This window comes from Nocardia sp. NPDC003183 (assembly GCF_053590715.1).
This window is the reverse complement of sequence record NZ_JBSFTG010000003.1, coordinates 701,809-726,615: the sequence shown is the minus strand read 5'-3', so window position 1 is coordinate 726,615 and position 24,807 is coordinate 701,809. Positions and strand designations below refer to the sequence as shown.

The window sequence follows — 24,807 nt, the reverse complement described above, 5'->3', positions numbered from 1 at the left end:
GGCGGCGGCGGTTGTCGAAGTCGTTCCGGCGACGTGAACGCGATCACCGACCGCTCGTCTCGGGGCGGTCGCCCCAGGTCTGTGTGGGGGTGAAACATGCGCGCTCGCTGCACTTTCGGCGTGCCTGTGAGCACCGACACGGCAGCGGTCACCCTCTTGTGCTCCGTGGTCGCGCTCACAGGTGGGCCTACCTGGTCAAAGGCACCTCGCGGCGCTGATAGGCTGAAGGGCGAGTTAGGCATCCTTTAACGGACCGTCCGGTGAGGCGGGGAAGGAGGTCGGCATGGCTGTGCCCGAACGGGAGGCCAAAACCGGCGCGGGCGAAACATCGCAGCGGCACACCCCGGAGTGGGTGGCGGCCGGACGCGAGCTGTTGTCGCCATCGGACGTCACCAGGACCGTAGCGCGCATCGCGCATCAGATCATCGAGAAGACCGCCTTGGATTCCGGCGACGCCGACGCACCGCGGGTGGTTCTCATGGGAATCCCGACGCGCGGCACCACCCTGGCCAATCGGCTGGCGGACAAGATCGAGGAATTCTCCGGTGTGCGCCCCGCCCTCGGCTCCCTCGACATCACGCTGTACCGCGACGACCTGCGCAGTCGCCCGCACCGCCCGCTCGAACGCACCTCGGTGCCCGACGGCGGCATCGAGAACTCCCTGGTCGTCCTCGTCGACGACGTGCTGTTCTCCGGCCGCACGGTCCGCTCCGCCCTGGACGGCCTGCGCGACCTCGGCCGCCCCCGCGCCGTGCAACTGGCCGTGCTCATCGACCGCGGCCACCGCGAACTGCCGATCCGCGCCGACTACGTGGGCAAGAACGTGCCGACCTCGCGCGCCGAGGACATCTCGGTGCTGATGGTCGAGCACGACGGTCGTGACGGTGTGTATCTGCATCAGGAAGGTCAAGAGTGAAGCATTTGCTGACGGTCGCCGACCTGGATCGCGGCGCCGCCACCGAACTCCTCGACGAAGCTGAGCGCTTCGAACAGGCGCTGCTGGGCCGCGAGGTGAAGAAGCTGCCGACCCTGCGCGGACGCACCGTGATGACGGTGTTCTACGAGAACTCCACCCGCACCCGCGTGTCCTTCGAGGTCGCGGGCAAGTGGATGAGCGCCGACGTGATCAATGTGAGTGCGTCGAGTTCCTCTGTCTCCAAAGGTGAATCGCTGCGCGACACCGCCCTCACCCTGCACGCGGCGGGCGCCGACGCGCTGATCGTGCGGCACCCGGCGTCGGGTGCCGCGCACCAGATCGCGCGCTGGATGGAGCAGTGGGCGCGCGAGGAGAACCGCGCCGCCCCGTCGATCATCAACGCGGGCGACGGCACCCACCAGCACCCCACTCAGGCCCTGCTCGACGCACTCACCCTGCGCCAGCGCCTCGGCGACATCGAGGGCAAGCGGATCGTGCTGGTCGGCGACATCCTGCACAGCCGGGTCGCCCGCTCGAACGTCTCCCTGCTCAACACCCTCGGTGCCGAAGTGGTCCTGGTGGCGCCGCGCACGCTGCTGCCGGTCGGCGTGGAGGCCTGGCCCTGCCGGGTCTCGTCCTCGCTGGACGCGGAACTGCCCGGCGCCGACGCGGTGATGATGCTGCGGGTGCAGGCGGAGCGGATGAACGGCGGGTTCTTCCCGTCGGCCCGCGAATATTCGATCAATTACGGACTGTCCGAGCGCAGGCTCGCGCTGCTCGGCGACGACGCGGTGGTACTGCATCCCGGCCCGATGCTGCGCGGCATGGAAATCGCCTCGGCGGTCGCGGATTCGCCGAAATCTGCTGTGCTGCAGCAGGTCTCGAACGGAGTGCACATGCGGATGGCCGTGTTGTTCCGGCTGCTCGTGGGTCAGGAGGAAACGGTATGAGTGAGCTGCTGATCAAGAACGTCAAGCCCTACGGCGAAGGCGACCCCGTCGATGTCCTGGTGCGCGGCACCCTCATCGCCGACATCGGCACGGGCCTCACGGCGTCCGACGGCGCCGAGGTGATCGAGGGCAACGGCCAGATCCTGCTGCCCGGCTTCGTCGACCTGCACACGCACCTGCGTGAACCTGGCCGCGAAGACACCGAGACCATCGAAACCGGTTCCGCCGCCGCCGCACTGGGCGGCTACACCGCGGTGTTCGCGATGGCCAACACCAGCCCGGTCGCCGACTCGGTCGTCATCACCGACCACGTGTGGCGCCGCGGCCAGGAAGTCGGCCTCGTCGACGTATTCCCGGTCGGTGCCGTGACGGTCGGCCTGCAGGGCAAGCAGCTCGCCGAGATGGGCACCATGGCCGCCGGTATCGGCCAGGTCAGGATGTTCTCCGACGACGGTCACTGCGTCGACGACCCGCTGATCATGCGTCGCGCCCTCGAATACGCGAACTCGCTGGGCGTGCTCATCGCCCAGCACGCCGAGGAACCGCGCCTGACCAAGAACGCCATCGCGCACGAAGGCCCCAACGCCGCGCGCCTCGGACTGCACGGCTGGCCGCGCGCCGCCGAGGAGTCGATCGTCGCGCGTGACGCACTGCTGGCCCGCGACGCGAACGCCCGCGTGCACATCTGCCACGCCTCCACTGCGGGCACCGTCGAACTGGTGAAATGGGCCAAGTCCCAGGGCATCTCGATCACCGCCGAGGTCACCCCGCACCATCTGCTGCTCGACGACTCGCGCCTGGAAACCTACGACGCGGTCAACAAGGTGAACCCGCCGCTGCGCGAATCCACCGACGTGGCGGCCCTGCGCCAGGCACTGGCCGACGGCATCATCGACTGCGTCGCCACCGACCACGCCCCGCACGCCGAGCAGGACAAGTGCTGCGAATTCGCGGCCGCCCGCCCCGGCATGCTCGGGCTGGAGACGGCGCTGTCGATCATCGTGCAGACGATGGTCGAGCCCGGCCTGCTCGACTGGCGCGGCGTCGCGAAGGTGATGAGCGAGAAGCCCGCCGCGATCGTCGGCCTCGACGACCACGGCCGCCCGATCGCGGTCGGCGAGCCCGCCAACCTCACGCTGATCGACCCCGACGCCGAGTGGACGGTGCGCGGCGCCGAGCTGGCGAGTATCTCGAACAACACACCGTTCGAGGACATGACGTTCCCGGCCGAGGTCACAGCCACTGTGCTGCGCGGCCGGGTAACTGCCCGCGAGGGCAAGGCGGTCGGGATCTAGGGAGGCCAGGACGTGGAAAGAACGCTGTGGGTAGTCGGGCTGCTGGCATTTTTCATTGTGTGCCTGTGGCTGATGTACCGGGCTTGGCAGAAGAAGGCCACGCGACAGCAGGCACGCATCGGCGAACTGCCGACGGTGCCGGCCGAACTGGGCGCACAACTACTGGAACCGACCACCGGCATGTACCTGGGCAGCACCATCGCGCCCAGCTGGCAGGACCGGATCGCGGTCGGTGACCTGGGATTCCGGGCGACCGCCGAACTGACGCGGTTCGAACGCGGGATTCTGCTCGAACGCGACGGCGCCACGGTGATCTGGATTCCGCAGGAATCGGTGACAGCCGTGCGTACCGAGCGCGGACACGCGGGCAAAGTGATGACGGAGAATGGTGTGCTGGTAATTCGCTGGACACTGCCGACCGGAACCGAGATCGATACCGGATTCCGGGGCGACGACAAGACGGTGTACCCGGCATGGACTGCGGATACCAGGGTGACGACGGGAGACGATGAATGAGCACAGTGAAGGCAGCCTTGGTGCTCGAGGACGGCCGCGTATTCCGCGGTACCGCCTTCGGCGCCGAGGGACAGACACTCGGTGAGGCCGTGTTCTGCACGGCGATGACCGGGTACCAGGAAACCCTGACCGATCCCAGCTACGCCCGCCAGATCGTGGTGGCCACGGCCCCGCAGATCGGCAACACCGGCTGGAACGACGAGGACGACGAGTCCGCCAAGATCTGGGTCGCCGGCTACGCCGTGCGCGACCCCTCGCGGGTCTCCTCCAACTGGCGCGCCACCGGCACGCTGACCGACGAGCTCGACCGCCAGGACGTGGTCGGCATCGCGGGCATCGACACCCGCGCGGTGGTCCGCCACCTGCGCAGCCGCGGTTCGATGAAGGCGGGCATCTTCTCCGGCGCGGCACTGGCCAACGACGAGGAACTTCTCGCCCGGGTGAACGGCCAGGCCTCGATGCTGGGCGCCGATCTCGCCGAAGAGGTCAGCACCGACGCGATGTACACGATCGAACCGATCGGTGACCACAAGTTCACCGTCGTCGCGGTCGACCTCGGCATCAAGACCAACACCCCGCGCATGTTCGCCGAGCGCGGCGTGCGCACCCACGTGGTGCCGTCGAACACCTCCCTCGACGACATTCTCGCGCTGAACCCCAACGGTGTCTTCCTGTCGAACGGCCCCGGCGACCCGGCCACCCAGGTCGGCGCGATCGCGCTCACCCAGGGTGTCCTGGAACGCGGGATCCCGCTGTTCGGCATCTGCTTCGGCAACCAGATCCTGGGCCGGGCACTGGGCCGCAGCACCTACAAGATGAAGTTCGGCCACCGCGGCATCAACATCCCGGTGATCGAAGAGGGCACCGGCCGCGTGTCCATCACCGCCCAGAACCACGGCTTCGCCCTCGAGGGCGAGCGCGGCGAGGTGTTCGACACCCCGTTCGGCAAGGCCGAGGTCTCCCACATCTGCGCCAACGACGGCACCGTCGAAGGGGTCCGGCTGATCGACGGCCGCGCCTTCTCGGTGCAGTACCACCCCGAGGCCGCCGCAGGCCCGCACGACGCCGCATACCTGTTCGACCGTTTCGCCGGTCTCATGGAAGGAGCCTGATGCCTCGCCGCGAGGATCTGAAGCACATCCTGGTGATCGGCTCTGGCCCGATCGTGATCGGCCAGGCGTGCGAATTCGACTACTCCGGTACCCAGGCGTGCCGGGTGCTGCGGTCCGAAGGGCTGCGCGTGTCGCTGGTGAACTCCAACCCGGCGACCATCATGACCGACCCGGAATTCGCCGACGCCACCTACGTCGAGCCGATCACCCCGGAGTTCGTCGAGAAGGTCATCGAGAAGGAACGCCCCGACGCCATCCTGGCCACCCTCGGTGGGCAGACCGCGCTCAACACCGCGGTCGCGCTGCACGAGAACGGTGTGCTGCAGAAGTACAACGTCGAGCTGATCGGCGCCGACTTCGACGCCATCCAGCGCGGTGAGGACCGGCAGAAGTTCAAGGACATCGTCGCCAAGGTCGGCGGCGAGAGTGCCCGCAGCGCCGTCTGTTACACCATGGACGAAGTCCGCGAGACCGTCGCCGACCTCGGTTACCCCGTGGTCGTGCGTCCCTCGTTCACCATGGGTGGGCTCGGCTCGGGCATGGCCTACAACGAGGAAGACCTCGACCGCATCGCCGGTGGCGGCCTGTCCGCCTCGCCGACCGCGAACGTCCTGATCGAGGAGTCCATCCTCGGCTGGAAGGAGTTCGAACTCGAGCTCATGCGTGACCGCAACGACAACGTGGTCATCGTCTGCTCGATCGAGAACGTCGACCCGATGGGCGTGCACACCGGTGACTCGGTCACCGTCGCTCCCGCGATGACCCTCACCGACCGCGAGTACCAGAAGATGCGCGATCTCGGCATCGCGATTCTGCGCGAGGTCGGCGTCGACACCGGCGGCTGCAACATCCAGTTCGCGGTGGATCCGGCCGACGGTCGTCTGATCGTCATCGAGATGAACCCCCGCGTCTCGCGTTCCTCGGCGCTGGCGTCGAAGGCCACCGGCTTCCCGATCGCCAAGATCGCCGCGAAGCTGGCCATCGGCTACACGCTCGACGAGATCGTCAACGACATCACCGGCGAGACCCCGGCCTCTTTCGAGCCGACCCTGGACTACGTCGTCGTGAAGGCGCCGCGGTTCGCGTTCGAGAAGTTCCCCGGCGCCGACGCCACGCTGACCACCACCATGAAGTCGGTGGGCGAGGCGATGTCGATGGGCCGCAACTTCTCCGAGGCCCTCGGCAAGGTGCTGCGGTCGCTCGAGACCAAGGCCGCCAGCTTCTGGACCACCGACGACGGCCAGTGGGCCCCGGCCGATCCCAGCGATCCGGCCTCGGTGCGCGAGGCGATCGAGGCCATCCTCGCCGACCTGCGTGTGCCGACCGAAGGTCGCATCTACCAGGTCGAACGCGCACTGCGCTACGGCGCGAGCGTCGCGGAGGTCGCGCTGGCCTCCGGTGTGGACCCGTGGTTCGTCGCCGAGGTGCTCGGCCTGGTCGAGCTGCGGACCGAAGTCCTCGATGCGCCCGTCCTCGACGAGGATCTGCTGCGCCGCGCCAAGCACTACGGCCTGTCCGACCGTCAGCTCGCCGCCCTGCGGCCCGAGCTGGCCGGTGAGTCGGGTGTGCGCTCGCTGCGTCACCGGCTCGCGGTGCGCCCGGTCTACAAGACCGTCGACACCTGCGCCGCGGAGTTCGAGGCCAAGACCCCGTACCACTACAGCACCTACGAGCTGGATCCCGGTGCGGAGTCCGAGGTCGCGCCGCAGCGTGAGCGCGAGAAGGTCATCATCCTGGGCTCGGGCCCGAACCGCATCGGTCAGGGCATCGAGTTCGACTACTCGTGTGTGCACGCGGCACAGACCTTGTCGGCCGCCGGGTACGAGACCGTGATGGTCAACTGCAACCCCGAGACCGTCTCCACCGACTACGACACCGCCGATCGCCTCTACTTCGAGCCGCTCACCTTCGAGGACGTCCTCGAGGTGTACAACGCCGAAGCCGAGTCGGGCACCGTCGCCGGTGTGATCGTGCAGCTCGGCGGCCAGACTCCGCTGGGTCTGGCGCAGCGGCTCACCGACGCCGGTGTGCCGGTGGTCGGTACCTCCGCGGCCGCGATCGACCTGGCCGAGGACCGTGGCGAATTCGGTGACGTGCTCGTCGCCGCCGGACTGCCCGCGCCCAAGTACGGCACCGCCACCACGGTGGCCCAGGCCAAGAAGATCGCAGGCGAGATCGGCTACCCGGTGCTGGTCCGCCCGTCCTACGTGCTGGGCGGGCGCGGCATGGAGATCGTCTACGACGAGCAGTCCCTCGAGGGCTACATCTCCCGCGCCACCGAGCTCAACCCGGATCACCCGGTGCTGGTCGACCGCTTCCTCGAAGACGCCATCGAGATCGACGTCGACGCGCTGTGCGACGGCGACGAGGTCTACCTCGGCGGCGTGATGGAACACATCGAGGAAGCCGGTATCCACTCCGGTGACTCCGCCTGCGCGCTGCCCCCGATCACGTTGGGCCGCAGCGACATCGAGGCCGTGCGCCGCTCCACCATCGCGCTGGCCAAGGGCATCGGCGTCAAGGGCCTGCTCAATGTGCAGTACGCCCTCAAGGACGACGTGCTCTACGTCCTGGAAGCCAATCCCCGGGCGAGCCGCACGGTTCCGTTCGTCTCCAAGGCCACCGCGGTTCCGCTGGCCAAGGCGTGCGCGCGCGTGATGCTCGGCGCCACCATCGCCGACCTGCGCAAGGAAGGCATGCTGCCGCCCGAGGGCGACGGCGGCCACGTGCCCCTGGACGCGCCGGTCGCGGTGAAGGAAGCCGTGCTGCCCTTCCACCGGTTCCGTCGCGCCGACGGCTCCGGCATCGACTCGCTGCTCTCGCCGGAGATGAAGTCCACCGGTGAGGTCATGGGCATCGACGCCGACTTCGGCACCGCCTTCGCCAAGAGCCAGGCCGCCGCCTACGGCTCGCTGCCGACCGAGGGCACCGTGTTCGTCTCGATCGCCAACCGCGACAAGCGCGCCATGGTGTTCCCGATCAAGCGCCTGCACGACCTGGGCTTCCGCATCCTCGCCACCGAGGGCACCGCGGAAACCCTGCGCCGCAACGGCATTCCGTGCGAACAGGCACGCAAGCACTCCGATCCGGAATCCACCGATCCGGCCACCGGCATGCCGGAGGCCTCGATCGTGGAGCAGATCCGCGACGGCGAGATCGACATCGTGTTCAACACCCCCTACGGCAACTCGGGCCCTCGCGTGGACGGCTACGAGATCCGCACCGCCGCGGTGGGCGCGAACATTCCGTGCATCACCACCGTGCAGGGCGCTGCCGCGGCGGTGCAGGGCATCGAGGCCGGTATCAACGGTGGCATCGGGGTGCGCTCGCTGCAGGAACTGCACTCGAAACTGCGTGGCTGACATGAGCTTCGGTCACCGGTTGCAGCACGCCATGCGGCAGTTCGGACCCGTGTGCGTCGGCATCGACCCCCACCCCGCGCTGCTGCGGGCGTGGGGGCTCACCGAAGACGTCGACGGGCTCGAGGCGTTCGCCGAGATCTGTGTCGAGGCATTCGACGGGCGCGTCGCCCTGGTGAAGCCACAGGTCGCGTTCTTCGAAACCTACGGTTCCGGCGGCATCGCGGTGCTCGAGCGCACCATCTCGGTGCTGCGCGCCTCGGGCACCTTGGTGCTGGCCGATGCCAAGCGCGGCGACATCGGCTCCACCATGGACGCCTACGCCCATGCCTGGCTGGGCGACGGCCCGCTGGGTTCGGACGCCGTGACGGTCTCGCCCTACCTCGGGTTCGGCTCCCTCGATCCGGCGCTGAGCCTGGCGAAGGACAATCACCGTGGGGTCTTCGTGCTCTCGGCGACCTCGAATCCCGAAGGGGCGCAACTGCAGCGGATCACCGCCGCGGACGGGCGCACCATCGCGCAGACGATGGTCGACGAGGCCGCGGCTCGCAATGCCGGGTCCGGTTTCGGCTCCGTCGGCGTGGTCGTGGGTGCGACGCTCACCGAGGCGCCCGACCTGTCGGCTCTCAACGGCCCGATCCTGATGCCCGGTGTCGGCGCGCAGGGCGGGGGAGCGGACTCCATCCGCGCCCTGGTCACCGAGGCGAACTTCGCCGCCGCCGTCCCCGCGGTGTCGCGCGAGGTGCTCAACGCGGGCCCGTCGGTGACGGCGCTGTGCGACAAGACGGCACAGCTGCAAGAGGAGTTCGCCTTCCTGCAGCGCTGATGAACGCGATGGCGGGCCGGGGTAGCGACACGCTGCCCCGGCCTCGTCGTTGTCGCGCCCCACTGCCCAAGGGGGAACTCCGTCAGGCGAGGCAGTAGGTGGCGGTGACCGTGGTGAACAGCGACAGCGCGTCCGACGACGCCGCCGAGCCGAGAACCATCGTCAGCGATCGGCCGCCGGTCGAGCGGAACGCGTACGAGACGTAGCCGAGCAGTTCACCGCCGTGTCCCCACAGGTCGGCGCCACACGGAGGCTCGAAACGCTGCAGGCCGAGGCCGTAGTGGAAACCCATGCCCATCGGGACCGTCTCCCGCATCCGGTCCCACGACGCGGGGCTCAGCAGGCGCCCACCGAGCAGTGCGGCGAAGAACGCGTCGAGATCGGCTGTGGTGGAGATCATTTCACCCGCGGCCCAGTCCAGCGAGGGGTTCATCTCGGTCACATCCACGCGCCCGACACCGTCGATGTCGCGGTGCGCGGTGAGGGCGGGCGAGGGGACGCGCGGGTCGTCGCCGGGCACGGTGGTGGCGGTCAACCGCAGCGGCGTGAGCACACGGTCGCGGATCTCGTCGCCGTAGCGGTGCCCGGTCACGTGCTCGATCAGCAGGCCGAGCGCGATGTAGTTGGTGTTCGAGTACCGGAAGCGGGCGCCCGGTGCGAAATACGGGTCGTGGCGCATCGCGGTGGCGAGCAGATCGCGCGGCGCGTGCGCGCGGAAGCGGTCGTCACCGCGCCACCGGTTCGTCGACAGGCCCGATTCCTTCATGTAGTCGTAGAGCCCGCTGGTGTGATTCATCAACTGCCGCACCGTGATCCGGTCACCGCCCGGAATCGGCTCCGGCAGCTGCCCGGCGATCGGGCCGTCGAGCTCGACTCTGCCCTCGTCGACCAGTTGCAGCACCACGGTGGCGACGAAGGTCTTGGTGATGCTGCCGATCCGGAACCTGCTGTGCGGTCCCGGCGTACTCGTCTGCCCGGCGGCGCTGCCCTCGTGGTGCCATTCGCGCTGCCGCTCGCCGTCGGAAACCCGCACCACCACGTCGGTGTCGTTCCAGCGCGCCGTGGCCTCGACCATATCCCCGACGACCCGCCAGCGTGCCGTCACGAGGACGAGAGCGGCCACCAACGTGGCCGTCACAACGGTGCCCACAACGACCACTGTGGCCCGAAAGAGTTTCTGTCGCATAGCTTTCGACGCTAAGGGGCTACTCGGACCGTATCGATGGTGCAGGCCCGCGACGACGGGTGCGGAAAACCCCACCCTGCGACTGCGGTCGTACCGCGTCGACCGGGTGGTTGACGCTACTGATCACCGCGCCGGGGCTCCCTAGCGTCGAAAACATGGATACGACAGGGAATTCGACCGAACTGACCGGCATCGCGGGCTGGGCCGTCCAGCTGATGGAACAGCTCGGCGGCTTCGGCGCCGGCCTCGCGATCGCACTCGAGAACCTCTTCCCCCCGCTGCCCAGCGAGGTGATCCTGCCGCTGGCCGGCTTCACCGCCAGTCGCGGCCGGTTCAGCATCGCTGAGGTCTTGCTGTGGACCACCCTCGGCTCGGTCGTCGGCGCGCTCGCCCTCTACGGCCTCGGCGCCGCCCTCGGCCGCGACCGCCTGCGCCGCATCGTCGACCGGCTACCCCTGGTCCGCCTGTCCGACCTGGACCGCACCGAGGACTGGTTCGCCCGACACGGCGACAAGGCGGTCTTCTGCGGCCGGATGATCCCGATCTTCCGCAGCCTGATCTCGATACCCGCCGGTGTCGAACGCATGCCGCTCGGTCGCTTCACGCTGCTGACCACGGCGGGCAGCCTGCTGTGGAACGCGGTCTTCGTGTTCGCGGGCTACTTCCTCGGCGAGAACTGGCACGTCGTCGAGACCTACGCCGGCATCGTGCAGAAGGCCGTGATCGCCGCCGTGCTCGTGGCCGCGGCCGTCTTCGTCGTCCGGCGCGTGCGGCAGCGGCAGGTACAGCCGAGCACCGGCCGATGAGCGTCACGGCGTGGGCTGACCGCGCGTCCGGAGTGGTTGCCGGTCGGACATCGACGGGGGCGGGGCCCGGATGGCCGGAGTGGGCGCGGCACGCGAGAATTGGCCGATGAGCACCTCTGCGGCGCGATCCGCACGCGTCGCCGCCGCGGTCGCGGGATATCTGCTCGGCGTGCTCACCGTGCCTCTCGATCTGCTCGGCGTGCTTGCCGCGCCGATCTCGCCGGGCCTCACCGACCGGATCGCTCAGGTCGAGCAGCGGCGCCTCACCCGGTTGCTCGACGTGCGGTCGAGTGGTGTTCCGAGCGGGACGCGGGCGGCGGGGTATCTGGCGGTCCGCGCGCTCGTCGGGGTGCTCGGCGCGCTGGTGCTGGCGCTGTCGGTGCTGGGCGTCGTGGTCGCGGTGGCCGTGGTCTACGGCGCTGCCACCGGCGCCGCGGTACCGATCATCGACGCGACCGAACCGGGACAGGTCACCTGGGCGACGGTCACCGTGCTGGTTCTTCCCGGCGCGGTGCTCTGCTTCCTCGCCGTCCAGGGTCTGCTCGGGGTGGTGCGCGCCGAGGCCTGGTGCCTGCGCCGGAGCACGCGCCCGGGACAGCACGAACTGACCCAGCGGGTCGCCCAGCTCACCACCACTCGCGCCGAGATGGTCGAGGTGATCGACGACGAACGGCGCCGGATCGAGCGCGATCTGCACGACGGTGTGCAGCAGCGGGTGGTCGCGTTGTCGATCCTGCTCGGCCGGATGGACCGGGCGGCCGACGAGGACGGGCGCGCCGACCTGCGCCGACGTGCGATCGCCGAAACCGGGCACATCCTCGACGAACTGCGCGAGGTCTCCTGGCGGATCTACCCGGCCATGCTCGCCCGCGACGGCCTGCGCGCCGCCCTCGAAGCCCTCGCCGACCGCACCCCGATTCCGACTCGCCTGACCGTCGACCTCGACGAACGCGCACCCCGCCCGGTCGAGTCGGCCTGCTACTTCACCGCCAGTGAGGCGATCACCAACGCCATCAAGCATTCCGGCGCCACGGCCGTCGAGGTCGGCGTACAGCGGGTGGGATCGATCGTGCGCCTGCGGGTACACGACGACGGACAGGGCGGCGCCGACCCCACCGGACACGGCCTGACCGGCATCGCCACCCGCGTCACCGCGCTGGACGGCACCATGACGGTGGCCAGCCCGCCCGGCGGCCCGACGATCATCACCGTGGAGGTTCCGTGCGGATAACCCTGGCCGAGGACTCCGCGCTGCTGCGCGAGAGCCTGGCCCAGCTGCTCACCGCGGAGGGACACGAGATCGTGGACTCCGTCGGCACCGGGACCGAACTGCTCGCCGCCGTGCGAGTGCGCCCGCCCGATCTGGTCATCGCCGACGTGCGGATGCCGCCCGACCACGTCGACGAGGGGATCAGAGCGGCCCTGGAAATCCGTCGCGACCAGCCGGGGGTCGCCGTCCTGGTGCTGTCGCAGTACGTCGAGCGCAGGCACGCGGCGGAGTTCCTCACCGGCACCGGCGGCATCGGCTACCTGCTCAAGGACCGGGTCGCCGCGATCGGCTCGTTCCTAGACGCCGTCGAGCGGGTGGGTGCGGGCGGCACAGCCTTCGACCCGGAGGTGGTGCGTCAGCTCCTGCTGCACAATCGTGCCGACTCGCCACTGCACCGGCTCACCGAGCGCGAACGCGAAGTGCTCGAACTCATGGCGCAGGGTCTGAGCAACGCGGCGATCTGCGGACAGCTCTATGTCACCCGCAGCGCCGTCGAGAAACACATCAACGCGATCTTCACCAAGCTGGATCTGCCGGTCGGTGAGGCCCACAACCGGCGGGTCCTCGCCATCCTGCAACACCTGCGGGCGGGTGCGGCGCAGGGCTGACCGCTCAGGCCGTGGCCCGCGCGTTCCTGGCCCGCCACCAGCCGAAGACGCCGGCACCGAGCGGCAGCAGCACCGTGATGAACCCCGACAGCGGCATGAACGCGAGACCGAACACCGTCGCGACGCCGAGCACGAGCAGCACCGTGCCGGGCACGTACCCCAGCGCGCGCTCCAGTGCGATCATCGCGAGGCCGAAACCGATGCTGACCACGCCGAACTCGGTGAACCAGAAGGTGAGCTCGATGTCCTGATCGCCGGCGGCGAACACCGCGACGCCGAGCGCGGTGTGCACCGTGCCGATGAATGTCAGGAGGGCTCCGGCGAGGGGAGATCTTGTTCTTGAATCCATATTCATAAACTGTGCCACTAGGCTGATCCGGTGGCAAGACCCCGCCTTTTCACCGATGAACAGGTGCTCGACGCGGCGCGCGACCTGCTCGCCGATCCCGCGATCACCCGGCCCGCCATCACGGCGATCACCAGGGCCGCCGGCGTGCACGCCGGGTCGATTTATGTGCGTTTCGCCTCACGTGACGAACTGCTCGCCCGCCTGTGGCTGCGGTCGATCCGCCGATTCCACGAGGGCTTCATCACGGCACTGACCGGCCCCGCGCCGCTGCTGGCCGCGGCCACGTTTCTGCCGCGCTATTGTCGCGCGCACCCGACCGAGGCGCGGGCGATGAAGATGTTTCATCGCGACGAACTGCTCGAGGTCGGCGCCGAGGATCTGCGGGCCGCGATCGCCGGTGTCAACGACGAGATGAACGCCGCGCTGCTGACTGCCGTGGTGACCGAATTCGGGGTCGCCGACGACCGCTCGCTGGCCATCGCGGACGCCGCGGTGAAGGCGATTCCGTACGGTCTGGTCCGTGATTACATCGCCCGTGCCGCCCCGATTCCGGACTGGATCGACGACGTCGTAGCGACCGCATCGGGTGCGGTTCTCGACCAGTTTCGGACCCGATCGTGACGACACGCTGTGCGAAATCGGGCGACACGCGGGCTTTTTCAGGAAACCCGCTGGTCGCGCGCCACCGGGTTTGCCAGGGCGGCACCCGGCACTCACGCTACCCGGTGGCTATCATCGCCCATATCGGTATAACTGCAGGTGAGGATGCATTTCAGCGATTCGACTGTACGATCGAGACGTGGGAATCAGCTGTCACCGCATCGGGTCCGCGCGCGCCATACGGCATGCGTAATCCTGCCCTGACCTGGGGGTCGGGTTCGCAATCGGCGCGCACCGTGGGTACGGTCGCACAGACCGTCCGGGTAACCGGCGGTAGATCTGGCAATGAACGATGAGACGGAGGAACCCGTGGCCCTTCCCCAGCTGACTGATGAGCAGCGCGCCGCTGCTCTGGAGAAGGCGGCTGCCGCTCGCCGCGCTCGGGCAGAGCTCAAGGAGCGCCTGAAGCGCGGTGGAACGAACCTGAAGCAGGTCCTCACCGATGCCGAGTCCGATGAGATTCTCGGCAAGATGAAGGTTTCTGCGCTGCTCGAGGCTCTGCCGAAGGTGGGCAAGGTCAAGGCGGCGGAGATCATGACCGAGCTGGAGATCGCGCCTACGCGTCGTCTCCGTGGTCTCGGTGCCCGGCAGCGCGCAGCGCTGCTCACCCGCTTCGACTTCGACGCCTAAAGTCTGGTGGACAAAAACACGCGGAAGGGCCGGCTGGTAGTACTGGTCGGCCCCTCGGCCGTGGGTAAGTCCACGGTCGTTCGGTGCGTGCGGGAACGCCTGCCCGAACTGGTTTTCAGTGTGTCGGCCACCACCAGGGACCCCCGTCCCGGCGAGGTCGACGGTCTCGATTACCGCTTCGTTTCCCGAGTCGAGTTCGACGCCATGATCGCGGCGGACGAACTGCTCGAATGGGCAGACATCCATGGGGGGCTGCAGCGATCGGGCACCCCCGCCGCCCCGGTGCGCGAAGCGCTGGCGAGCGGACTTTCAGTACTGATCGAAGTCGACCTGGCCGGTGCACGGTCGGTCCGGCAGGCGATGCCGGAAGCACTGCTGGTGTTTCTCGCGCCGCCCAGCTGGGAAGAACTGGTCTCGCGGTTGCGTTCGCGCGGCACCGAGACGCCCGAGGTGATCGAGCGCAGGCTCGCGACGGCTCGGGTCGAATTGGCGGCCTGTGACGAGTTCGACACGGTCATCGTGAACAGCGAGGTAACGACCGCCTGTGAGCAGTTGGTATCGTTGTTCGTTAGCACAAATTCGAGTTCTTGACCCACTAACCCGCAGGAGTCACCCCTAGTGAGCACGGACATCACCGCAGTACCCGCGTACGACACTCCGATCGGCCTCACCAACCCCCCGATCGACGAGCTGCTCGAGCGCACGTCCTCCAAGTACGCCCTGGTGATCTACGCGGCCAAGCGCGCCCGTCAGATCAACGATTACTACAACCAGCTCGGTGACGGCATCCTCGAGTACGTCGGCCCGCTCGTCGAGCCGGGTCTGCAGGAGAAGCCGCTGTCGGTCGCCATGCGCGAAATCCACTCCGACCTGCTCGAACACACCGAGGGCGAGTGACAATCTCTAGTCCGGAGGCGTAAAGACCATGCGGATCGTCGTCGGGGTCGGCGGGGGCATCGCCGCCTACAAGGCGTGTGCCCTCGTTCGCCGTTTCACCGAGACCGGACACCAGGTGCGGGTGATTCCCACCGAGTCGGCTCTCCAGTTCATCGGTAAGGCGACCTTCGAGGCGCTGTCCGGTCAGCCGGTGCACACCACGGTGTTCGCCGACGTGCCCGAGGTGCCGCATGTCCGGATCGGCCAAGAGGCCGATCTCGTCGTCATCGCCCCCGCCACCGCGGATCTGATGGCACGCGCCGCGCAGGGGCGTGCCGACGATCTGCTCACCGCCACCTTGCTGACGGCTCGATGTCCGGTGCTGTTCGCGCCCGCGATGCACACCGAGATGTGGGAGCATCCGGCGACGGTGGCCAATGTCGCGACGCTGCGCGCGCACGGCGCCAACGTGATGGAACCCGCGTCGGGCCGGCTCACCGGCACCGATACGGGTCCGGGACGGCTGCCCGAGCCGGAGGAGATCTTCGGTCTGGCCTCGCTGCTGCTCGAACGTGCCGACGCGCTGCCGCGCGACCTGACCGGTCGCCGCGTGGTGATCACCGCCGGTGGCACGAGGGAACCCCTCGACCCGGTGCGCTTCCTCGGCAACCGCAGCTCCGGTAAGCAGGGCTACGCCCTGGCCCGGGTCGCGGCTCAGCGCGGTGCCCAGGTGACGCTGATCGCGGGCAACACGATCGAGCTGGCACCGCCCGCCGCGGTCGAACTCGTCCACATCACCACCGCCGACCAGCTCAAGACCGCGGTCGACAAGCACGCGCTCGGCGCCGACGCGGTGATCATGGCGGCCGCGGTCGCCGATTTCCGTCCGACCCATGTGGCCGCGGCGAAGATCAAGAAGGGTGCCGACGAACCCGATGTGATCCCGCTGACCAAGAACGAGGACATTCTCGCCGGCTTGGTCGACGCCCGCACCGAGGGACGGCTCGCCGGTACCGCGATCGTGGGCTTCGCCGCCGAGACCGGTGACGACAACGGTGACGTGCTCACCCATGCCCGCGCGAAACTGGCCCGCAAGGGCTGCGATCTGCTCGTGGTCAACGCGGTCGGCGAGGGCAAGGCGTTCGAGGTCGACACCAACGACGGCTGGTTGCTCGGTGCCGACGGTACCGAGGCTGCTCTCGATCACGGTTCGAAGGCGCTGCTGGCCAGCCGGGTGCTCGACGCGCTGGTTCCGCTGCTGCGCTGACCGGGGAGTTCGCGTCGATTTCGCGCGAAAACGGTTGCGCGGCAACGCGGGTCGTGCAGTCTACCGCCCGTGCGGGTGTTCGCGGCGTGGCTTGGTACTTACTCGCCACCATGTCGGTGGTTTGGAATAGTCTTGATGAGAAGGGTTGCGCGGTAACACCGAGAAGTTACCGTCACAAGCCGAACGAGTAACCCGTTGAGGGAGAGGGAATAACTGTGCGTACGACAGGCAGTCGGCTTTTCACCAGTGAGTCCGTGACCGAGGGGCATCCGGACAAGATCTGTGACGCGATCAGCGATTCCATCCTCGACGCCTTGCTCGCGGAGGACCCGAGCAGCCGGGTCGCGGTGGAAACCATGGTCACCACCGGGCAGGTCCATGTCGCGGGCGAGGTCACCACCTCCGCTTACGCAGACATTCCGCGGATCGTGCGGGAGAAGGTCCTCGAGATCGGATACGACTCCTCCGCAAAGGGATTCGACGGCAACTCCTGCGGAGTCAACATCGCGATCGGTGCCCAGTCGCCCGATATCGCCCAGGGTGTCGACACCTCGCACGAGGCGCGCGTCGGCGGTTCCGACGACGCGATCGAGCGCCAGGGCGCCGGCGACCAGGGCCTGATGTTCGGCTACGCGACGACCGACACGCCCGAGCTGATGCCGCTGCCGATCGCGCTCGCGCACCGGCTCTCGCGCAAGCTCACCGAGGTCCGCAAGTCGGGCGTGCTGCCCTACCTGCGTCCCGACGGCAAGACCCAGGTCACCATCGAATACGACGGCGACCGCCCGGTTCGCCTCGACACGGTGGTCATCTCCACCCAGCACGCCGCCGATATCGACCTGGACAACCTCCTGGCACCCGATATCCGCGAGAAGGTCGTCGACGCCGTCATCGGCGACCTGAACCTGCCCAGCCTCGACACCTCCGACATCCGCCTGCTGGTGAACCCCACCGGCAAGTTCGTCCTCGGCGGCCCGATGGGTGACGCGGGCCTGACCGGCCGCAAGATCATCGTCGACACCTACGGCGGCATGGCCCGCCACGGTGGCGGCGCGTTCTCCGGCAAGGATCCGTCGAAGGTCGACCGCTCGGCCGCCTACGCCATGCGCTGGGTCGCCAAGAACGTTGTGGCCGCCGGTCTGGCGGACCGTGTCGAGGTGCAGGTCGCGTACGCGATCGGCAAGTCGGCCCCGGTCGGTCTGTTCGTCGAGACCTTCGGCACCGAGAAGGTCGACCCGACCCGCATCTCCACCGCCATCTCCGAGGTCTTCGACCTGCGTCCGGGCGCGATCATCCGCGATCTCGACCTGCTGCGCCCGATCTACGCGCCGACCGCCGCCTACGGGCACTTCGGCCGCACCGATGTCGACCTGCCCTGGGAGCACACGGACCGCGCCGACAAGCTGCGCGCGGCCGTCGGCCTGTAATACCCACGGACCGCGTGTCAGCGGGCGAAACATCGACAGCAGCGGGACACCCCATCGCGAGGGTGCTCCCGCTGCTTTCGCCTGCCCACCTCGACCGCGACTTCGACTACCTCGTCCCTGCTGAACTGGACGAGATCGCGCAGCCCGGCGTGCGCGTGCGTGTGCGTTTCGCAGGCCGCCTCGTCGACGGATATCTGCTCGAACGTCTCCCGCGCAGCGATCACACCGGCAAGATGATGCCGCTCGAACGAGTGGTCTCCGCCGAACGCGTCCTCACCCCGGAAATTCTGCGCCTGGCCACCGCCGTCGCCGCCCGCTACGCGGGAACTCGCGCTGATGTCCTGCGTCTTGCCATCCCTCCGCGCCACGCCCGTACCGAAACCGGCGGGGCGAAGAAGCCCGATGCCGTGAAGAAGTCGACGCGTTCGGCGGCTGGCGTTGTCGATATCGCCGACGATCCGACGTCGTCGCCGGAAGACCCGGCCCTCGCCGATGAGCAAGGTGCGGGCGCCGTGGCCGACTCGGCACCGGAAGCTGTTGATGGTGAGCATCTTTCGCGCTCGACTGACGCGGACAGTGCCACCGGTGTGGACGGCTCCACCGGGGCGGGCGGCTCGGTGGCGGCGGGTTCGGGCGGCGTCGGCGATTCGGTCGCGGAATTCGGCGGGGCGGCGGGCGACAAGGCAGCGAAGGTCCAGGTCGAGCAGACGTCGAGCGCCGCGGCGGAAGCGCGCAGCGAGGTCGACGCGTCGGCCTGGGGCCGGTATGCGCACGGCATGGGGTTCGTCGGCGCGCTGGCACAGGGTAAGGGTGTGCGGGCGGCGTGGCAGGCGTTGCCGGGGGAGGACTGGGCGGCCCGGCTGGCGGAGTTGGCGGCGACGGTGGTGGCCGCTGGTCGCAGTGCGGTGTTGATGGTGCCCGATCAGCGCGACCTCGATCGATTACTCGCCGAATGTGTTGCGCTGGTGGGTGATTCGGCTGTCGGACTGTCGGCGGGGCTGGGCCCCGCGGCGCGGTATCGGCGGTGGCTGGCGGTGTTGCGGGGGCAGGCGCGGATCGTGGTGGGGACTCGGGCGGCGGTTTTCGCGCCCGCGAGCGATCTCGGGCTGATCGCCCTCTGGGACGACGGTGACGACACCTACGCCGAACCCCGTTCGCCGTATCCGCATGCTCGCGAAGTGGCGATGCTCCGGGCACACGAGACGGGGGCCGCGTTCGTCGCGGCCGGTTTCGCGCGGACCGCGGAGATCCAGGCGGTGGTCGAAACCGGTTGGGCTCATGACCTTCTCGCCGAACGTCAGGTGCTGCGTGAGGTGACGCCCAGGATCAGTGCGCCGGGCGACAGTGACTACGCCCTGGAGCGCGACGCGCTGGCCCGCTCGGTGCGAATGCCCGGCGTCGCGTTCGCGGCCGCGCGCTCCGCGATCAAAGAGAACGTGGCGGTGCTGGTCCAGGTGCCGCGGCGAGGTTATGTTCCGTCGCTGGCCTGTGCGAAATGCCGTACTCCCGCGCGCTGCCGGCACTGCAACGGACCGTTGGCGCTACCGCATTCGGGCAATGGTGAAGCGGCGAGTCCGCAGTGCAAGTGGTGCGGCATCACCGAAGCCGCGTTCCGCTGCCAGGCCTGCGGTGCGCGAGCGCTGCGGGCCACGGTGATCGGCGCGGCCCGCACCGCCGAAGAGCTCGGGCGTGCGTTCTCGGGCGTCCCGATTCGTGCTTCGGGCGGTGGGGAAGTGCTCGACACGGTCGAACCCGGCGCCCAGGTGGTCGTCGCCACCGTCGGTGCGGAACCCCTCGTTCGCGGTGGCTACGGCGTCGCGCTGTTGCTCGACGGCTGGGCGCTGCTCGGTCGCGCCGACCTGCGCGCGAGCGAGGACACCCTGCGCCGGTGGATGGGTGCGGCCGCCCTGGTCCGCCCCCGTGGCCAGGTCATCGTCATGGCCGAGCCGTCCCTCGCCACCGTCCAGGCGCTGGTCCGGTGGGATCCTGTCAACCATGCCGCCGCCGAACTGGAGGCTCGCGCCGAGGTCGGTTTTCCGCCTGCGGTCCGGCTCGCCGCCATCGACGGCACCACCGCCTCGATCGCGGAATTGCTCGACGCCACCACGCTTCCCGACGGTACCGAGATCCTCGGCCCGGTACCGCTGCCGCCGACGGCCCGTAAACCGTTCTCCGGCGGCGATTCTCCCGCCGAGGTCGAACGGATGCTGCTGCGGGTGGCCCGCTCGGACGGCGCTCCCTTGGCGCGCGCCCTCACCGCGGCCCAAGCCGTCCGCAGTTCGCACCGCTCCGACGCGCCCTTGCGCGTGCAGATCGACCCGGTCGATATCGGCTGACGAGGGTCCCCGCGGTCCGGTCAGGCGTACATCGCCCGATGGCGCCTCGCCCACTGCGCGTAGGTGGTGGCCGGTCGACCGAGTACATCCTCGATATCAGGGCTGACCTGCTGTTCTTCCGCTGTGGGCATGCCGAGGATGGTGAGGGTGTGGTCGGCGACCGGCTCGGGCATGAAGCGCAGCATGTTCTGCTTGGCCTCGTCCACGGTGAGTTCGAGGAAGGTGATCGGGGCGTCGATCGCGTCGGCCACCGCCGCGGCTTGGTCGCGTGGGGTGATCACGGCGGGTCCGGTGAGGGTGTAGGCGCGGCCGTGGTGGCCGTCTTCACGCAGTGCCACGGCGGCCACGGCGGCGATGTCGGCGGGGTCTACCGCCGGCAGGCCGATATCGCCGAACGGTGCGGGGATGACCCGCTGGGTGCGCACCGGTTCGATCCACGCGAAGGTGTTGGAGAAGAACGCGCCGGGGCGCAGGGCCGTCCACTCCAGGCCGGATTCGGCGAGGGCCTGTTCGAACGCGATGGTTCGTGCGTAGCCGTCGGACTGTGGGCGGGTGACCGCGCCCTGCGAGGAGACGAAGACGACCCGGCGGATGCCGGCGTCCGCGGCGGTTTTCAGCAGCAGGGCCGGCTCTGGGCCGGTCATCAGTTGCTCGCCGGTGATCAGCAGGAACAGCGCGTCGGCGCCCTGTAGCGCGGGGGAGAGGCTGTCGAGATCGCCCAGGTCGGCGACCGTGTGCTCGACACCTGTCGGCAGGTCGACGGGGCGTGTGCCGCGGGATACCGCCCTGACCTGTGCTCCCGCGTCGACGAGTAGTCCGACCAGGGTGCTGCCGATATTGCCGGTTGCTCCGGTGACGACGATCATCTGAATCCTTAGTTAGTTAGCTGACTGACTTGCTGGACACGAATGTATCCCACCGGCCGCGCTCTGTCTATAGTTAGTTGTATGACTAAATCGGACGCGCAGCTCAGCCCGAAGATCGGGAAGCGGGAACGCCTGGTGCAAGCGGCGATGCGCGTGTTCTACGAGCAGGGCATCGAGAAGACGACGATCGCCGATATCGCGCGCGAGGCCGACGTCCCGGTCGGCAACGTCTACTACTACTTCAAGACCAAGGACCAGTTCATCGCCGCGGTCATCGAGTTGCACGCGCAGGTGCTGTCCGGCGTCGTCACCGAACTCGCCGAACTGCCGGGACCCGCCGAGAAGCTGAAGGCCATGGTGCGCAGCTGGGTCGAACAACGTGAGATGGCGGCGCGTTTCGGCTGTCCGACCGGTTCACTCGCCGCCGAACTCGACAAGCGCGAAGACGCCTTCGGGGGGCAGCCCGCACGCGTGATCGGGCTGTTCGTGGAGTGGGCACGCGAACAGTTCGCCGCCCTCGGTCGCGCCGACGCCGCCGAGCTCGCCGTTGCCTTCGTGGCCGCGTACCAGGGGATCTCGTTGCTGACCAACACCTTCCGTGACCCGCAACTGATGGTCACCGAAGGTGCCCGGCTGGAACGATGGATCGACGAGCTGGCGCAGGAGTCCGGGTAGCACCTGCGTCGGCTCGGGGTCGTTCGTCGGCGCGGTTCTGCCCGTGGCCGGAGGTCAATCGGTGGGCTGCCAACCCGAGCACAGCAGGTCGATGGTGGTGATCGCGTTATCGGTGGTGGTCAGGAAAACGCGCTGGTCGGCGACACGAGTCGTACCGTTGGCCGGGCGCATGCGGACCAGCCAGTGCATCGCGAGCTTGTCGCCGATGTGTTCGCGGCCGGAGTCGACGACGGCGAAGTCGTCGGGGCCGCCGAACCAGCCGCGGAAGCGCGCGATCGCCGGATCGGGACCCACCGCGGTGAACGGGCCTGGTGGGATCAGACCGCGCAGCGTGACCTCGGGAGCGAGGTAGGACGCCATCGCGGCGAAGTCGCGCCGGATCAGCGCGGCGAGAAACAGGTCGGCGACCGAGGAGGTCGTCTGCGGGGTGTGGGTCGAAGTAGTCATGGGAAAAGTCTGCGACCTGCGCCGATGTCGAACATCGGGTGATCACCCGATCTTTGCCGATTGATCCTCGTCGGGCAGTAGGCCGTGGCGCATCGCGAACACCGCGGCCGAACCACGGCTGTGGACACCGATTTTTGTGTAGATGTGCTCGACGTGGCTGCCCGCCGTGCGTGGGCTGATGCCGAGGGCCTGGGCGATCTCTCGGGTCGACCGGCCGCGCACCAGCAGGGCGAGGACGTCGAGCTCGCGGGCGGTGAGCCCGGCGATCTGCGCGCGCTTGCGTGGTCTTCGGCCCTGGGCCGCGGCCAGTACGGCGGCGACGGCGTCGCCGTCGAGTCGCCCCGCTGTCACCTCGGCGCGCAGGATCCTGGCTCGCTCGTCCGGCTCGATGGCGGGTCGGTGCGGCCGCTGCTCGCCGAGTGCGCGAAACATCTGGGCGGCGGCCAGAATTCGCGCGGTGGGCGGCAGCATCGAGCCGGTGAGCCCGCGCGGATAGCCGGACCCGTCCAGCCGTTCGTACACCATCGAAGCCGGTCCGCCGAGCGCGGCCAGGTGCGGGCTGCGCGCCAGTACTCGCTCGGTCAGATACGGAACCATCCGCACCCGTTCGCGTTCGGAGGCGGTCAGCGGACCCAGTTTGTTCCAGATGCCCGTCGAGACACCGATGGTGCCGAGACGACACACCAGGGCTGCCCGCCGCACGGTCACCGCCTGGTCGGCGGGCAGGCCGTACTCGCGGGCCGCGGCGGCGGCCAAGTCGGCCACGGCCCGCGAATGACCGAGGAACCAGGTTGCTTTCGCGTCGGCGTAGTCGGCGAAGACGGTGAGGACGTCGGTGAGTTCGTCGTCCGCGATCGGCCGATCGAGCGCCGCGCAGCCGTCGATCACCTGCTGCCAGGCGTCGACCCGGTCGAGTCCGTCCAGCAACGCGCCGTCGCCCCGGGCGCACAGGTCCACCAGTTCGGGATCGAACTCGGTGCCACTGCGCGACAGCAGCATTCGGACCGCCGCGTCGACACCGCCCACCCGGGTATGGACCTCGGCGTCGTCGGCGATGTGCACGACACGCATCACCGGAATGATCGCCTCGCCCCGCAATCCGCCGGGTACGCCGTGGCCGTCCCATCGTTCGAAGGCTTGAGGCAGCGCTGCCCGGACGGCGGCCGGCAGGCCGAGGCGGTCGGCGATATCGGCCGCGGTGCGGCAGTGGGTGAGGAACGAGTCCATCGTGTCGCGCACCCCGCCCGCGAGGAACCGGCCGGTCATCGAGATCCGCCGCAACGATGATCCGCCTTCGGCGAGGTGCCCGAGCAGGAAGGCCATCATCGGCAACCCGGTTTTGTCGATGTTGTAGCTGTCGGCCCGGATCCGCAGGTCGTCGCCGAACCAGCGCGCCATCTCGGGGGAGTCGGCGACACAGCCGACCCACGCCAGCAGCGAGACGTAATACACCGCGGCGCGATCGGCCTCGGACAACCCCGCGGCCTCGGCGAGCCGGACAGCGAGAACGGTCTGGCGCAGGACATGTTCCTGCGGCTGGCCGAGCCCGAGGTCGGTGGCCAGTGACAGCGAGGCGACGAGTTCGGCGAGCCGAAGGGGCCGGGACGGGTCCGTCACGAATTCAGATTACTCCTTGCGCTCGATGCATTGTCGATATATCGTCGATAGTGTCAAGAACAACGAGAGAGCCTGAGGAGGCTGTCATGCAGAACCAAGAACAACGAGAATTCGGACACTTCCGGCGCGGTCGCGGACCGGGTCCCCGGGAATTCGGTCCCGACCGCCAGCAGTTCCGCCACGGCGGGCGCCATGGCCACGGCCCCGACTTCGGACCGGGCTTCGGCCCAGGTTTCGGACCGGGCTTCGGTCCTGGTTTCGGTCGCGGTCGCGGCCGCGGCGGGCGTGGCAGGCGCGGTGACGTGCGGGCAGCGGTGCTGCTGCTGCTCGTCGAGCGCCCGATGCACGGCTACGAACTGATCCAGCAGATCCGCGACCGCAGCGACGATGTCTGGCGCCCCAGTCCGGGGTCCATCTACCCGGCATTGGCCCAGCTCGAGGACGAGGGTCTGGTGCTCATCGAAAAGGTGGCCGGTCGTAAGACCGCCCAGCTCACCGACGAGGGCAAGGCCTATGTCGAGGCCCATCGTGAGGATCTCGGCGACCCGTGGGCCGAGGTCAAGCAGGACGTCGGCGCCCAGGCGCTGGACCTGCGCGGACTGGTCGGACAGGTGATGGGCGCGGTCGGTCAGGTGGCCCAGGTCGGCACGGCACAGCAGGCGGCGAAGGCGGCCGAGGTGCTCGCCGAGACTCGCCGGGCGCTGTATCGAATCCTCGCCGAGGACGATGTCGCCTCCGAGGGCGATGCAACCCCCGAGAAGTGAGGGCGTCGTGACCGCCCTGCCCGGCGTGCGGTTGCCGGTCCCATGGAGT

At 68.8% G+C, this 24,807-nt stretch carries 24 protein-coding genes; 19 read left to right on the top strand and 5 right to left on the bottom strand.

Going from position 1 to position 24,807, the window contains the following annotated elements; genetic code table 11:
- Positions 1 to 283: 283 nt before the first annotated feature.
- Genes pyrR through pyrF form a run of 7 tightly spaced genes read left to right on the top strand, consistent with a single transcriptional unit; the run spans position 284 to position 8,974 of the window.
- A complete protein-coding gene (pyrR, locus tag ACWDXS_RS15260; protein WP_449965980.1) occupies positions 284 to 916 on the top strand; it encodes a bifunctional pyr operon transcriptional regulator/uracil phosphoribosyltransferase PyrR in 633 nt (210 codons plus the stop codon).
- Positions 913 to 1,866, top strand: coding sequence for an aspartate carbamoyltransferase catalytic subunit (locus ACWDXS_RS15255; RefSeq protein ID WP_266290507.1), 954 nt, complete (start codon positions 913 to 915; stop codon positions 1,864 to 1,866). The genes pyrR and ACWDXS_RS15255 overlap by 4 nt, the downstream gene beginning before the upstream one ends.
- Positions 1,863 to 3,161, top strand: coding sequence for a dihydroorotase (locus ACWDXS_RS15250; RefSeq protein WP_379314659.1), 1,299 nt, complete (start codon positions 1,863 to 1,865; stop codon positions 3,159 to 3,161). Before ACWDXS_RS15255 ends, ACWDXS_RS15250 begins: the two co-directional genes overlap by 4 nt.
- 12 nt (positions 3,162 to 3,173) lie before the next feature.
- A complete protein-coding gene (locus ACWDXS_RS15245; RefSeq protein WP_358062764.1) occupies positions 3,174 to 3,677 on the top strand; it encodes a PH-like domain-containing protein in 504 nt (167 codons plus the stop codon).
- Positions 3,674 to 4,789 carry a glutamine-hydrolyzing carbamoyl-phosphate synthase small subunit gene (gene carA / locus ACWDXS_RS15240; RefSeq protein ID WP_378989060.1) on the top strand — a complete coding sequence of 372 codons (1,116 nt, stop codon included), beginning with the start codon at positions 3,674 to 3,676 and terminating at the stop codon, positions 4,787 to 4,789. The genes ACWDXS_RS15245 and carA overlap by 4 nt, the downstream gene beginning before the upstream one ends.
- Complete coding sequence (gene carB, locus ACWDXS_RS15235) at positions 4,789 to 8,151, top strand: carbamoyl-phosphate synthase large subunit (RefSeq protein ID WP_449965973.1); 3,363 nt, start codon at positions 4,789 to 4,791, stop codon at positions 8,149 to 8,151. The genes carA and carB overlap by 1 nt, the downstream gene beginning before the upstream one ends.
- A 1-nt stretch (position 8,152) precedes the next feature.
- A complete protein-coding gene (pyrF, locus tag ACWDXS_RS15230; protein ID WP_378989062.1) occupies positions 8,153 to 8,974 on the top strand; it encodes an orotidine-5'-phosphate decarboxylase in 822 nt (273 codons plus the stop codon).
- An 82-nt stretch (positions 8,975 to 9,056) separates the two neighbouring features.
- On the opposite strand, the gene ACWDXS_RS15225 is transcribed toward pyrF, so the two are convergent.
- Positions 9,057 to 10,124, bottom strand: a complete 1,068-nt coding sequence (locus ACWDXS_RS15225) for a serine hydrolase domain-containing protein (RefSeq protein WP_378989063.1) — start codon at positions 10,122 to 10,124, stop codon at positions 9,057 to 9,059.
- A gap of 191 nt (positions 10,125 to 10,315) precedes the next feature.
- Here ACWDXS_RS15225 and ACWDXS_RS15220 point away from each other — a divergent pair, with 191 nt between their 5' ends.
- The 3 genes from ACWDXS_RS15220 (at position 10,316) to ACWDXS_RS15210 (ending at position 12,844) form a co-directional block, all read left to right on the top strand.
- Positions 10,316 to 10,966, top strand: coding sequence for a DedA family protein (locus tag ACWDXS_RS15220; protein ID WP_378989064.1), 651 nt, complete (start codon positions 10,316 to 10,318; stop codon positions 10,964 to 10,966).
- 106 nt (positions 10,967 to 11,072) lie between these two features.
- Entirely contained in the window at positions 11,073 to 12,197 is a 1,125-nt protein-coding gene (locus tag ACWDXS_RS15215) for a sensor histidine kinase (protein WP_387442895.1), read from the top strand.
- Entirely contained in the window at positions 12,188 to 12,844 is a 657-nt protein-coding gene (locus tag ACWDXS_RS15210; protein WP_378989066.1) for a response regulator transcription factor, read from the top strand. Before ACWDXS_RS15215 ends, ACWDXS_RS15210 begins: the two co-directional genes overlap by 10 nt.
- Positions 12,845 to 12,848: 4 nt before the next feature.
- Here the strand turns inward: ACWDXS_RS15210 and ACWDXS_RS15205 are convergent, their stop codons facing one another.
- A complete protein-coding gene (locus ACWDXS_RS15205; protein WP_449965968.1) occupies positions 12,849 to 13,193 on the bottom strand; it encodes a DUF6463 family protein in 345 nt (114 codons plus the stop codon).
- A gap of 30 nt (positions 13,194 to 13,223) precedes the next feature.
- On the opposite strand from ACWDXS_RS15205, the gene ACWDXS_RS15200 reads away from it, so the two are divergent.
- The 7 genes from ACWDXS_RS15200 (at position 13,224) to ACWDXS_RS15170 (ending at position 20,389) form a co-directional block, all read left to right on the top strand.
- On the top strand, positions 13,224 to 13,814 hold the full coding sequence (locus tag ACWDXS_RS15200) for a TetR/AcrR family transcriptional regulator (protein ID WP_378989068.1): 591 nt from the start codon (positions 13,224 to 13,226) through the stop codon (positions 13,812 to 13,814).
- A 348-nt stretch (positions 13,815 to 14,162) separates the two neighbouring features.
- On the top strand, positions 14,163 to 14,483 hold the full coding sequence (mihF, locus tag ACWDXS_RS15195; protein ID WP_056815410.1) for an integration host factor, actinobacterial type: 321 nt from the start codon (positions 14,163 to 14,165) through the stop codon (positions 14,481 to 14,483).
- Positions 14,484 to 14,489: 6 nt separating this feature from the next.
- On the top strand, positions 14,490 to 15,074 hold the full coding sequence (gene gmk, locus ACWDXS_RS15190; protein WP_378989069.1) for a guanylate kinase: 585 nt from the start codon (positions 14,490 to 14,492) through the stop codon (positions 15,072 to 15,074).
- A gap of 27 nt (positions 15,075 to 15,101) precedes the next feature.
- Entirely contained in the window at positions 15,102 to 15,380 is a 279-nt protein-coding gene (gene rpoZ / locus ACWDXS_RS15185; protein WP_056810542.1) for a DNA-directed RNA polymerase subunit omega, read from the top strand.
- 28 nt (positions 15,381 to 15,408) lie between these two features.
- Positions 15,409 to 16,626, top strand: a complete 1,218-nt coding sequence (coaBC, locus tag ACWDXS_RS15180; RefSeq protein ID WP_378627030.1) for a bifunctional phosphopantothenoylcysteine decarboxylase/phosphopantothenate--cysteine ligase CoaBC — start codon at positions 15,409 to 15,411, stop codon at positions 16,624 to 16,626.
- A 215-nt stretch (positions 16,627 to 16,841) separates the two neighbouring features.
- The gene (gene metK, locus ACWDXS_RS15175) at positions 16,842 to 18,053 is read left to right on the top strand and encodes a methionine adenosyltransferase (RefSeq protein WP_101467096.1); all 1,212 of its coding nucleotides are present in this window, start codon (positions 16,842 to 16,844) and stop codon (positions 18,051 to 18,053) included.
- 14 nt (positions 18,054 to 18,067) lie between these two features.
- On the top strand, positions 18,068 to 20,389 hold the full coding sequence (locus tag ACWDXS_RS15170; protein ID WP_449965961.1) for a primosomal protein N': 2,322 nt from the start codon (positions 18,068 to 18,070) through the stop codon (positions 20,387 to 20,389).
- Positions 20,390 to 20,409: 20 nt separating this feature from the next.
- Here ACWDXS_RS15170 and ACWDXS_RS15165 read toward each other — a convergent pair whose 3' ends face one another.
- Positions 20,410 to 21,255, bottom strand: coding sequence for an SDR family oxidoreductase (locus ACWDXS_RS15165; RefSeq protein WP_449965958.1), 846 nt, complete (start codon positions 21,253 to 21,255; stop codon positions 20,410 to 20,412).
- Between the two features lie 81 nt (positions 21,256 to 21,336).
- Between ACWDXS_RS15165 and ACWDXS_RS15160 the strand changes: the two genes are divergently transcribed.
- Complete coding sequence (locus ACWDXS_RS15160) at positions 21,337 to 21,930, top strand: TetR/AcrR family transcriptional regulator (protein ID WP_449965955.1); 594 nt, start codon at positions 21,337 to 21,339, stop codon at positions 21,928 to 21,930.
- Positions 21,931 to 21,984: 54 nt separating this feature from the next.
- Here the strand turns inward: ACWDXS_RS15160 and ACWDXS_RS15155 are convergent, their stop codons facing one another.
- Positions 21,985 to 22,377, bottom strand: a complete 393-nt coding sequence (locus ACWDXS_RS15155) for a nuclear transport factor 2 family protein (RefSeq protein ID WP_378989073.1) — start codon at positions 22,375 to 22,377, stop codon at positions 21,985 to 21,987.
- 42 nt (positions 22,378 to 22,419) lie between these two features.
- On the bottom strand, positions 22,420 to 23,994 hold the full coding sequence (locus tag ACWDXS_RS15150; RefSeq protein ID WP_378989074.1) for an HD domain-containing phosphohydrolase: 1,575 nt from the start codon (positions 23,992 to 23,994) through the stop codon (positions 22,420 to 22,422).
- Positions 23,995 to 24,080: 86 nt separating this feature from the next.
- On the opposite strand from ACWDXS_RS15150, the gene ACWDXS_RS15145 reads away from it, so the two are divergent.
- A complete protein-coding gene (locus tag ACWDXS_RS15145) occupies positions 24,081 to 24,758 on the top strand; it encodes a PadR family transcriptional regulator (protein ID WP_379316204.1) in 678 nt (225 codons plus the stop codon).
- Positions 24,759 to 24,807: the final 49 nt, after the last annotated feature.